Source organism: Hanstruepera ponticola, from assembly GCF_002940745.1.
Taxonomy (GTDB): domain Bacteria; phylum Bacteroidota; class Bacteroidia; order Flavobacteriales; family Flavobacteriaceae; genus Hanstruepera; species Hanstruepera ponticola.
This window is the reverse complement of the sequence record NZ_POTB01000001.1, coordinates 1805912-1818157: the sequence shown is the minus strand read 5'-3', so window position 1 is coordinate 1818157 and position 12246 is coordinate 1805912. Positions and strand designations below refer to the sequence as shown.

The following is a 12246-nucleotide window of genomic DNA, read 5'->3' as shown; positions in this document are numbered from 1 at the left end:
CAATAATTGCCACATTTATATATTGTAAACACAATGAAAAGTTATATTTACATCTTCATCTTACTCATAACCATTTCATGTAAAACGGATAAAAACCAAGCTACTGATGCTGATTCTGGTGCTACAAAATGGGTTGACTCTTTAATATATCCTGAAGAGACACATTTTAAGTCCATTAAACAAATTACTTTTGGTGGTGATAATGCTGAAGCTTATTGGAGCTTTGATGATAAGCAACTGGTTTTTCAATCAAATAACAAAGCTTGGAATGTAAATTGCGATCAAATGTTTTTAATGAATGTTGATGAAACGTTTAAAGACAACATACCACCAATGATAAGCACGGGTAAAGGCCGTACAACTTGTGCTTATTTTTTACCTGACAACGAACACATTATATATGCTTCAACACACTTGGGTGGAGAAGAATGTCCAGAGACACCATTACGTAAAAACGGTAAATATATCTGGCCAATTTATGACACCTATGATATTTTTTTAGCTGATTTGGAAGGCAACATTACAGCTCAATTAACCAACGAAAAGGGCTATGATGCTGAGCCAACTGTTTCTCCTAAAGGCGATAAAATAGTTTTTACTTCAGATAGAAGTGGTGATTTAGAATTATACACTATGAATCTTGATGGCAGTGATGTTAAGCAAATTACTTTTGAATTAGGTTATGATGGCGGAGCTTTCTTTTCGCCTGACGGAACCAAAATTATCTTCCGTTCATCACGTCCAAAAACTAAAGAAGCTATAAAAGAATATCAAGATCTTTTGTCGGAAGGTCTTGTACAACCAACACAAATGGAGCTTTATATTTGTAATGCAGATGGTAGTGATTTGCGCCAACTTACCGATTTAGGAAATGCCAATTGGAGTCCGTTTTTTCACCCTAGTGGTGAAAAGATTTTATTCTCTTCAAATTTTGAATCTGAACGCGGATTCCCATTTAATTTATACCTGATTGATATTGATGGAAAAAATTTAGAACGTGTTACACATAGCGATACGTTTGACGCGTTTCCTGTTTTTTCAAACGATGGGAAAAAGTTAGTCTTTTCATCTAATAGAAATAATGGAGGTGGACGCGACACCAATTTATTTATTGCTGAATGGCAGGATTAGTTTCCAGATTTTTCTAAACGGTCACGCTCGTTTTTCTCTTTGGTTCTTTGGTTAGTTTCAAGACCCGTATTACCAAATTTGTAGCTAAAGCCTAGTTTTACAAATCGGTTATCAATATTCATGAATCGATAGTTATCTTGTCTTAAATATTTTGTTCTAACACTATAGTCTTGTTGGTTAAACAAATCACCCGCGGATAAAGTTAGCACACCGTGTTTATTAAAAATAGTCTTTTTTATAGCTAAATCACTGTAAAGTTGTGCGTCAACAGTTTGAAAGCCTTGTTGATTTTTGCTTATGTACACAAGGGAAAGGGTAACAGATAAACTGTTGTCTTTCAATAAGGAAAGGGAATTACTCAATTCTGAATAATTTGACCACATATTTCTATTTAAAAGACTTTCGTTAATAATGGCCTGTTCCTCCAAGTTGTAAACAGACGTTACAAAATAAACATTCCACCTTGAGGTTAAATCAAAAAATGTTATAAAATCAAACCCATACTCTGTAGTGTTTTCTAGATTTGTTGGTGTATAAATCAATAAATTATTATCGTTATCCTGTAATGGCAATTCCATAAAGTTTGATTCGGTGTCTTTATAATAAGCTTGGACATAAATATTACCATTTAATGAAGTGCCTATTTCAACAAAATCCGTTAACGCTGGTTGTAAGTTAGGGTTTCCCGTCACAATAGTATTGTCGTTCAAAAAGAACCTAAAGGGATTTAAAGATTGATAGTCTGGTCTTTGAATACTGCGCTTATAGTTAGTATATAAACTTACTTTTTCAGAGGCTTGATAACTTAAACTGGCAATTGGGAACCAATTAAAATAATCTTGTGTAAGAGTATTATTTGTAATTAAGGACTTTCCTTCAATATTTGATTGCTCAACGCGAAGACCTATGCTTAAATCAAACTTTTCCCAACTCTTTTCAAATGAACTATAGGCAGCAAATACACTTTCTTTATAATCAAACGCATTAGAATTATTAGAATCAAAAACTAGATTTCCGTTTTCAATATCAAACTGATTAATTTCACTATCTGTATTCACAAAAGAACTTTTGGCACCAAAAGAAAAGGAGCTATTACTTTCTGAAAGAGGCAAGCTATAATCAACTTGAGCTGTGTTAATTATAGTGTTTTGTTTAGAAACCGTTTCAAAAGCATTAGAAAAATTCAAACTGTTATCTGAAAAATAATAATTACTGTTAACCTTTTGATCTCTATTGTAATCATAGGTCGTTAGGTGTATGTTTAGTGATAAACTGCTTCCACTATCAAAATTACTAACATAATCTAGATCAAAACCCAAATTATATTTATTGTCATTGGTGTTATTTATATTATCAAAATTATAAAGCCCACTGTAATTCTGGTCAAAAACATTGGTTTGACCGTTTGTAACATAATCAAACTTTGGTAGAAATAGTAAGTTAGAAGAGAAACTTAAGGTATTATTGTCATTAATAAAATAGTCAAAATTAGTGTTTATAGTATGCGTTTGTGATTTTGTAGTTCTATCAAAATCTGAATCCCAACGTTCATAAATAGCATCACTATCATTTATAAAATTTACTTGCTCATCATTTAGGCGTCCTATTTTTTCATTATTATAACTATAACTGGCAAAAACATTTATTTTATTGTTTTTGTAATAATTAGTAATACCTGCGTTGTATCTAGGGTAAAACCCTTGGGTGTAATTTGCATAAACAGTTCCACGATAACCTGTTATAAGGTTTTTTCCCATCACGATGTTGATTACAATACCATCAGAAGCGTCGTATTTTGCTCCAGGGTTTGTTATAACTTCAACAGATTTTATACTACTGGCAGGCGATCCTTCCAATAAATTCATCAGTTCAGCATTAGAGAGCTGTACTTTTCTGTCGTTAATATATACTGTAGGTGTGGTATTTTTTACCGAAATGGAACCATCTAAAACTAAAACGCCTGGTGTATTTCTTACTACTTCCATAACATTGCCCTCGCTTAAAGCGGTATTTTCAACATTAAAAACCAATCTATCCGCATCTTTTTTTACCGTTGGTTTTTTGGCAATTATAGATATTTCATCAAGTGCTTCGGCTGATTCTTCCAGTATTACATTACCTACTTCTACACTTAAATCATCAACACTGATAAGTTGATAATTTGGCTTGAATCCTATAAAACTTGTTTGTAAAAGATAGTTGTTTGGCGTAACGTTCTCGATTAGAAAAAAACCCTTATCATTTGATGTGGTTCCTTTTATTGCAGTAGAATCTGCGGTTGAAAGTAGCACAATATTTGCAAAAGAAATAGGGTTGTCATCTACATCACTAATAAAACCTGAAACGGATAAATCTTGCCCGAATATAAACCCAGAGGTTAAAATACTGAATAACAGTACTACACGTTTTATTTTAAGATTCATTGAGTTCTTTTGGAATTGCAATATAAAAATTGTTTTAAACTTTTGTTTACGGTTTTACAGTAAATGAAATTTGTGTTGCAATATTGTTAGTATAAATATTTAAAGCATAATAAAACAATTATATTTGCAAACTAGTTTTGTTATGCTAGATTAGAGATTATGAAGCACATTAGAAATTTTTGCATTATTGCGCATATTGATCATGGAAAAAGTACTCTTGCTGATCGCTTATTGGATTTTACAGGTTCAGTAACCGAGCGTGAGAAACAAAATCAGTTATTAGATAATATGGATTTGGAACGTGAACGTGGTATTACCATAAAATCTCACGCCATCCAAATGGATTATGTTTATAAAGGAGAGCAGTTTGTTTTAAACTTAATTGATACGCCAGGTCATGTGGATTTTTCTTATGAAGTTTCTCGATCTATAGCGGCTTGTGAAGGCGCTTTACTTATTGTCGATGCTGCTCAAAGTATTCAGGCGCAAACTATTTCAAATTTATATTTAGCTTTAGAAAACGATTTAGAAATTATCCCAGTTCTCAATAAAATCGATTTACCAAGCGCTAACCCTGAAGAGGTTAAAGACGATATTGTTGATTTATTAGGTTGTGATCGTGATGAAATTATTCCTGCAAGTGCTAAAACTGGTATTGGTATAGAAGAAATTCTTTCTGCAATCATAGAGCGTATTCCTGCTCCAAAAGGTAATGTTGATGAGCCGCTTCAAGCACTGATATTTGATTCTGTTTATAATCCATTTCGTGGTGTAGAGACATATTTTAGAGTCATTAACGGCTCTATTAAAAAAGGACAGCAAATTAAATTTATTGCGACAAATAAAAATTATTTTGCTGATGAAGTTGGGACACTCAAACTAAAACAACTTCCAAAACAAGAAATAAAAGCTGGCGATGTAGGTTATTTAATTACTGGTATAAAAGAAGCAAAAGAAGTGAAAGTTGGTGATACCATTACTGATGCTAAAGACCCAACTAAAAATGCAATTAGCGGATTTGAAGATGTAAAACCAATGGTTTTCGCTGGAATATATCCTGTTGATACCGAAGATTATGAGGACTTGCGTGCTTCAATGGAAAAATTGCAATTAAACGATGCGTCTTTAGTATTTCAACCAGAAAGTTCTGCAGCTTTAGGATTCGGATTTCGTTGTGGATTTTTAGGGATGTTGCACTTGGAAATTATTCAAGAACGATTGGAACGTGAGTTTGATATGACTGTTATTACAACAGTTCCTAACGTGTCATATCACGCCTTTACAAATAAAAATCCAGATGAAATTATTATAGTTAATAACCCTAGTGATTTACCAGAGCCTTCAACATTAAATCGTGTTGAAGAACCATACATAAAAGCTACTATTATCACAAAATCAGATTTTGTTGGTAATGTCATGTCGCTTTGTATTGATAAGCGCGGTGTAATTACTAATCAAACGTATTTAACAACGGAACGTGTTGAACTATCCTTTGATATGCCTCTGGCCGAAATTGTATTTGATTTTTATGATAGATTAAAAACAGTTTCTAAAGGTTATGCCTCATTCGATTATTCGCCTATTGGAATGCGATCTTCAAAATTGGTTCGTGTGGACATTCTTTTAAATTCTCAACCAGTTGATGCTTTGTCGGCTCTAATTCATGCTGATAATGCATATAATATTGGTAAAAAGATAACAGAAAAACTTCGAGAGTTAATACCTAGACAGCAATTTGATATCCCAATCCAAGCTGCCATTGGCGCTAAAATTATTGCTCGTGAAACCATAAAAGCTTTACGTAAAGATGTTACTGCAAAATGTTATGGAGGTGATATTTCAAGAAAACGTAAACTTCTTGAAAAGCAGAAAAAAGGTAAAAAGAAAATGCGTCAAGTAGGAAATGTGGAAATTCCGCAACAGGCATTTATGGCAGTACTGAAGCTTAATGATTAAGTTTCTTCTTGAGCTTTAGATTCTGTTTTGATATCTAATGCTTTGCCTAAATAAACCAACTGACATTTATTATTTATTTTATCGGTTTCTTTACTGTATGAAGAAATGATATGCAACTCACCTTCTTCATCTTTTACAAAAAGAGGAATCATATCATTATTTTTATTCGTAATTTCTATAAGTTTGTCATAATGCGCTTTATCCTTGACTGGTATTTCATGAATTAAAGGATATTTTCTAGTGACTTCCGTTATTCTTACATAATCGTCTGTATGTGAAAATAAGCCCTCTTTAGGACTGTTTTCGTTATTCTGCATTTCCTCACGTGTTACCAATCTAAAACTACCATTTTCACCAAACTGTTTACTAAATTTATTTATAGTGTATTTGTTAATATCAGCATTGGCAGTCATTGCCATAAGATATCCAACATCATTCAACTCAATGTTATCTGTTAAAGTTTCTGAATATATATTAACATTTAAAGCTTCAAGCCCTAGTTCATGAGCTGCATCAATATTTGATTGATTGTTATCAATTAATACAACGTGTCTTTGATTAGACTCTAAATAATTGCCAATTATACGAGCAAATTTTGAAGCCCCAACAATTAAAATACCTTCGCTTTTTGTTAAGAAAACACCTAAAGCTCGCGCTACCATTCTAGCCGTCGTTGCATTTAAAAGAACTGTTCCTAAAACAATCATAAACACCAACGGCGTAATATATTCAGCGCCTTCCACACCTTGTTTAATAAGCTTTGTTCCAAATAATGAAGCAATACCCGCTGCTACAATACCTCTTGGACCAACCCAACTAATAAATACCTTTTCATTTGATTTAAGTTTAGAACCTGCAGTACTCAAAAAAACCGCAAGTGGTCTTATTACAAAAACAACTATGGCAAACAATACAGCAGTATTCCAATTATATAATAGCAATAAATCTTCAACGCTAATATTTGCTGCTAGTAAAATAAACAAAATAGATATGAGAAGTACACTTAAAGATTCTTTAAAGTAAAGAAGTTCTTTTCGGTTTTGAAGATTACTATTGCCTAAAACCATTCCCATAACAACAACAGCCAAGAGGCCTGACTCATGAGCAAATATATCCGACTCTACAAACACCAATAAAACTGTTGAAAGCGATACAACATTTAATAAATAATGAGGAATCAAATTTTTATTAATCACAAATTTTAAGGCGTGAGCAAATGTGAAGCCAAACGTTGTACCGAATAATATAATCTTACCAAACTCAATAAAAGCTGTTTTAGTAAAACCGCTATCACCTCCTACACTTATAAATTCAAATACCAATACTGCCACTAAAGCACCAATAGGATCTATTAAGATTCCTTCCCATTTTAAAACTGCTGAAACATCTTTCTTTAAAGGAATATTCCTTAAAATAGGTGTTATAACTGTTGGTCCTGTAACTATAATCAAAGCTGAAAATAAAAAACAAACTTCCCAGCTTAGATAAAATATGTAATGCGCAGCAATTGCTCCTCCAAAAAACGTAATAATAGATCCAAGTGTTATAAGCTTTGTAATAGATGGAGCGACATTCCTGATTTCATCTCTCTTGAGTGTTAATCCTCCTTCAAATAAAATCACACTAATGGCTAATGACACAAAATAGTATAAACCATCACCTGGAAAAAGACCTTTTTTACCGTTCCAAATAGGTTCAATCCATTTTGTCCCGTCTTCACTTAAAAATTCAGCAGCTATTGGACCAACCAAAAGTCCAATAAGGATTAGAGGTAAAATTGCAGGAATTTTTAATCGCCATGCAAACCATTGCGCTAAAATTCCTAAAATGATTATACCAGCTAATTCTACCATGCTATTAAGTTTTAGGGAAAAATATGAATAAAAATTTAAAATGACACTTTTTTAAAAATGATTTATAATAACAACCCATCTTTATAACAAAGTATTCCTGTTAAAACGGAAAAAATTGTGGAATTATAAATGTAGCAGCAATCCAAATAAGAAAGTTTAACGGAGTTCCAAATTTAAGAAAGTCAGTAAATTTATAATTCCCAGGAGCATAGACCATTGTATTAGTAGGATAGCTCATTGGTGTCATAAATGTTAAAGAACAAGCAAACATTACTGCAACTAAAAAAGGGCGATTACTAATTTGCATAGCTTCAGATAGACTAATTACTATTGGAGTCATCAAAGCTGCTGTTGCCTTGCTAGAAATTAAATTAGTACAAATAAAAGTAACTAAATAAATTAAGCTCAATGTAATTTGAGCATCATATTGTCCCAAGGTTTCTTTTATGTTGTTTGCTATTAATGTGGCGCCTCCTACTTTTTCCAGAGCTGTTCCCATAGATAAAACACCAGCCATCATAAAAATCACTTTCCATTCAACAGCTTTATAGGCTTCAACTGGTTTTAAAATTCCAGTTATAATCATTAACAAAGCTCCAACCATAGCACTAATCAATATAGATGTTATATTTAATGATGCTGCCAAAACTACGCCAATACCTATCATGACAGCTGGAATAGCTTTTGTATAGTTTGTTTTTTTCTTCTTATACTCTGAAAGTCTTACAATGATTTTATTGGATTCTAAATTATTTATTTCCTCTTCTTGTCCCAAAATAAGAAGCATATCTCCTTCTTTTAATAAAATATGGCTCAATTTATCATACTTATTCTGCCCTCTATGACGTATTGCAATCACTGAAGAATTATATTGATTCCTAAAATTAATTCCTTTTAGAGACATACCAGATAAGCTGGATCCAAAAGGAATAATAACCTCATAAAGATTGAAAGATTTAAATTTTTCTTCAGCAAGCTTCATGCGATTTGAGCCTTTAATACTATAACCATCTAAATCTAAAAGCCTAGACAGTGTTTCGGGAGGGACAATTATTTTTAAGATATCTCCTTTTAATATTCTTGTGTCTAAACTAAAATTGTGTTTTAAAACTTCATTTCTAAGAATTGAAAGTACATTAACATGATAATCACTTACAAGTTGTGATTTTCCTAGTAGTGTATTAATATCTACACAGTTTTCCTCAACAAAAAGTTCAGTTATATATGACTCTGCTCGTTTTGTAAGCTCATTGTTTTCGCCTCTGTTTTTAGGCAATAACAGAGGGCCAATGATAAAAATATAAGTAAATCCAATAGCTAAAAGACATAAAGCCGCACCGCTAAATTCAAACATTCCAAACTCTTCAACGCCATGCTTCTTTGCATAACTACTTACTAAAATATTTGTAGATGTGCCTATTAAGGTACATGTGCCACCAAATAAGGCTGCAAAAGAAATAGGTATTAAAAGCCTGCTGGGCTTGATATTTGTTTCTCTACAAACAGTTAAAGCAATAGGAAGTAACAACGCAACAACAGCTGTATCATTAATAAACGCTGAAAATAAACCTGAAATACAACAAAACACCATGAGCGCAACACTATAATGTGTTTTTGCTACTTTAATAATTTTATAACTTAATCCATCTAATATTCCTGAATTAAAAACGCCTGCACTAACTACAAAAATACAGCCTAGCGTAATGGTTGCTGGGTGATTAAATCCTGAAAAGCCTTCTTCTGGACTTAAAACACCAGCGACAATAAACATTGCCATAATTAGTATTGAAGTTGTATCAATTGAAAAGTAGTCTTTCACAAACAGAAAAACACCAACTAGAATTATAGCAAATGTTATAAATAAATCCATTGTTGACCGTAATTAGTAGTATTAATCTACCTCTTTAGCTTTTTCTTCAGATTTATAGTATACTCTTTTCAGACTCTTCTTAAGTAAGGTAAATCGGTATATTCCTATTACAAAAAAAATACCACTAAAAATCAATGATAAAATGGCCAAATATTTAAAATTTGTAAATTCTTTTAGCTGAAAAAACGCAATGCCACCCAAAAGCAAATACAGTGATGATCGTATATAAGACAATAGCGTTCGCTCATTAGCTAATCGGGTTCGCTCAATTGCTAAATAATCTCTCAATATAACCTGTTCGTCTGGATTGAAGTCTCGACCAAACCTCAATAATTTCATTTTTTTTATTTTGGGAGTAGATTTCATTTGGCAAAAATTTCTATTATAAAAGTATATCATTAAGATACAAAATTTATTAAAAATGTTAAAAAAGCTCTAATTAATGATGTTTACACCAGATAATGTTTGTTGCTTTTAGTAATTTGCAAAGCAATATTTCATTCAAATATGAACCTATACCCTATAAATGCTGGTAATTTTAAACTAGATGGTGGTGCCATGTTTGGTGTGGTACCAAAATCACTCTGGACAAGAACCAACCCAGCGGACAACAACAATATGATTGATATTGCAGCGCGCTGCTTATTAATTGAAGATGGTAATCGATTAACATTAATTGATACTGGAATGGGAGACAAACAAAGTGAAAAGTTCTTTGGTTATTATTTTCTCTGGGGAGATGATTCTATTGATAAATCGCTTAAGAAACACGGTTTTCATCGAGATGATATTACTGATGTTTTTATGACTCATTTACACTTTGATCATTGTGGTGGTAGCATTCAATGGAATAAAGACCGAACAGGATATGAGCCTGCTTTCAAAAATGCCCATTTTTGGAGTAATCAAGATCATTGGCAATGGGCAACAAAACCCAATAAGCGAGAGAAAGCTTCCTTTTTAAAAGAAAATATTTTACCCATGGAAGAAAGTGGTCAGTTAAAATTCACATCGCTTCCAAAATTAGATTTATTACAAAACTCAAAATTGGGTTTTGATATTTTCTTTGTAAATGGACATACCGACAAACAAATGATTCCTATGATTAAATACCAAGGAAAAATCATATGTTTTATGGCCGATTTATTACCAACTGCTGGACATTTACCAATACCATTTGTAATGGGTTATGACACAAGACCGTTGTTGACATTGGACGAGAAAGAAAAGTTTCTTAAAATGGCGGCAGATAATAATTATTACTTATTTTTGGAACACGATGCACATAATGAAATAATTACAGTAAAAAACACTGAAAAAGGCGTGCGTTTAAACGAAGTTTTTAGCTGTAATGATATATTTAACTAAAATAAATTATACAATGAAATTAATTAAATCCTTCTTTTTTATTGCTTTTACAGCGATAATCTTAACAAGTTGTGGTGGTGGGTCAGCAGTATTATCAACTCCTGTTGAAAATATAGACAACGTCCCGTTAAAAGAAACAGAGCTAACTGAAAGTGAAAAACACAATTGGGGACATTTAGACCTGGTTGCTGACACCATCCCTGGAATGAGTGTTGATAAGGCTTATGCTGAAATTATTAAAGATAAAAAAGGAAAAACAGTAATTGTAGCTGTTATCGATTCAGGTATTGATATCGAACATGAAGATTTAGATGGTGTTGTCTGGACCAATGAAGATGAAATTCCAGGAAATGGAATTGACGATGATAAAAATGGCTATGTTGATGATATCCATGGTTGGAACTTTTTAGGAGACACCTATGATGAGCAGTTAGAATTTGTTCGTATAATAGTTAAAGGTGATAAAAGTAATCCACAATATGATGCTGCTGTTGCCGAATACGAAGAGAAATACCAAGAAGCTTTATCAAATAAACAACGTTACGACCAAATTTATGAAATGGTAAAAAGCGCTGACGAAACTGTTTCAAAACATTTAAAGAAAGAAGACTATTCAAAAGAAGATGTTGAGGCTATTAAATCTGACGACGCTACAGTAAATCAAGCCAAAGCGATGCTTCAAAACATGTATGGTAATGGTTTTGATAATACTGATGCTGCATTAAAAGCTATAAAAGGAGGCGTTGAGTATTATACTGATCAATTAAATGCCAATTTAAACAAAGAGTTGAAAGGAAGAACAACTGGTGATGATCCTGATAATTTATCTGATGTTGGTTATGGAAACAACAACGTTATGCCTTCTGAAAAAGGTGAAAGTCACGGGACACACGTTGCTGGAATTATTGCCGCAGAACGCAACAATGGTTTGGGCGCAAATGGCGTGGCTAATAATGTAAAAATAATGAGCTTAAGAGCGGTTCCAAATGGTGATGAATATGATAAAGATATTGCACTAGCTATACGTTACGCTGTTGATAATGGCGCTCAAATTATAAACGGAAGTTTTGGGAAGTATTACTCACCACATAGTGATTGGGTTCGTGATGCTATTGCTTATGCTAGTGATAACGATGTGTTGTTCATTAACGCAGCTGGAAACGAAGGAATTGATATTGACAAAAAAGATGTGTATCCAAACGATGCTATCGGAACAGGTCCTGAAGTTTCAAAAACCTTTATTACAGTTGGAGCGCTAGAACCAAAATACGGTTCAGGAATGATTGCAGGATTCTCAAATTATGGAAAGTATAATGTTGATGTTTTTGCTCCAGGAGCCAAAGTGTATTCTACAACTCCAGAAAATGAATACGATACAAAGGGTGGAACATCCATGGCTGCTCCTGCAGTAGCTGGTGTAGCTGCATTAATTCGATCATACTATCCGAAGTTATCTGCCGAACAAGTGAAGCAGGTTATTTTAGATTCTGGATTACCTGTAAAAACCAACGTTGTTGTTGGCGGAAATCCTGAAGATGTTAGACCGTTTGGAGACTTAACTAAATCAGCTAAAATGGTTAATGCTTACAACGCATTAATTATGGCAAGCCAAATGAAATAAAACAATTCAAAATCTTAAAAAATC

General features: G+C 32.8%; 8 protein-coding genes. 4 read left to right on the top strand and 4 right to left on the bottom strand.

The features are described from left to right. The first annotated feature begins 33 nt into the window (after window positions 1–33). On the top strand, window positions 34–1131 hold the full coding sequence (locus C1S72_RS08265; protein WP_104735141.1) for a TolB family protein: 1098 nt from the start codon (window positions 34–36) through the stop codon (window positions 1129–1131). On the opposite strand, the gene C1S72_RS08260 is transcribed toward C1S72_RS08265, so the two are convergent. Beyond that, window positions 1128–3554, bottom strand: a complete 2427-nt coding sequence (locus C1S72_RS08260) for an outer membrane beta-barrel family protein (protein ID WP_104735140.1) — start codon at window positions 3552–3554, stop codon at window positions 1128–1130. The genes C1S72_RS08265 and C1S72_RS08260 overlap by 4 nt on opposite strands. Window positions 3555–3713: 159 nt before the next feature. On the opposite strand from C1S72_RS08260, the gene lepA reads away from it, so the two are divergent. Next, window positions 3714–5510 carry a translation elongation factor 4 gene (lepA, locus tag C1S72_RS08255; protein WP_104735139.1) on the top strand — a complete coding sequence of 599 codons (1797 nt, stop codon included), beginning with the start codon at window positions 3714–3716 and terminating at the stop codon, window positions 5508–5510. On the opposite strand, the gene C1S72_RS08250 is transcribed toward lepA, so the two are convergent. The 3 genes from C1S72_RS08250 to C1S72_RS08240 form a co-directional block, all read right to left on the bottom strand. Next, window positions 5507–7363, bottom strand: a complete 1857-nt coding sequence (locus C1S72_RS08250; protein ID WP_104735138.1) for a cation:proton antiporter — start codon at window positions 7361–7363, stop codon at window positions 5507–5509. The genes lepA and C1S72_RS08250 overlap by 4 nt on opposite strands. Before the next feature lie 100 nt (window positions 7364–7463). Further along, a complete protein-coding gene (locus tag C1S72_RS08245; protein WP_104735137.1) occupies window positions 7464–9233 on the bottom strand; it encodes a sodium:proton antiporter in 1770 nt (589 codons plus the stop codon). A gap of 21 nt (window positions 9234–9254) precedes the next feature. Continuing rightward, a complete protein-coding gene (locus C1S72_RS08240) occupies window positions 9255–9572 on the bottom strand; it encodes a DUF202 domain-containing protein (RefSeq protein WP_104735136.1) in 318 nt (105 codons plus the stop codon). A gap of 168 nt (window positions 9573–9740) precedes the next feature. Between C1S72_RS08240 and C1S72_RS08235 the strand changes: the two genes are divergently transcribed. Further along, window positions 9741–10601: an MBL fold metallo-hydrolase gene (locus C1S72_RS08235; protein ID WP_104735135.1), complete on the top strand. Its 861-nt coding sequence runs from the start codon at window positions 9741–9743 to the stop codon at window positions 10599–10601. Between the two features lie 13 nt (window positions 10602–10614). Continuing rightward, on the top strand, window positions 10615–12222 hold the full coding sequence (locus tag C1S72_RS08230; protein WP_104735835.1) for a S8 family peptidase: 1608 nt from the start codon (window positions 10615–10617) through the stop codon (window positions 12220–12222). Window positions 12223–12246: the final 24 nt, after the last annotated feature.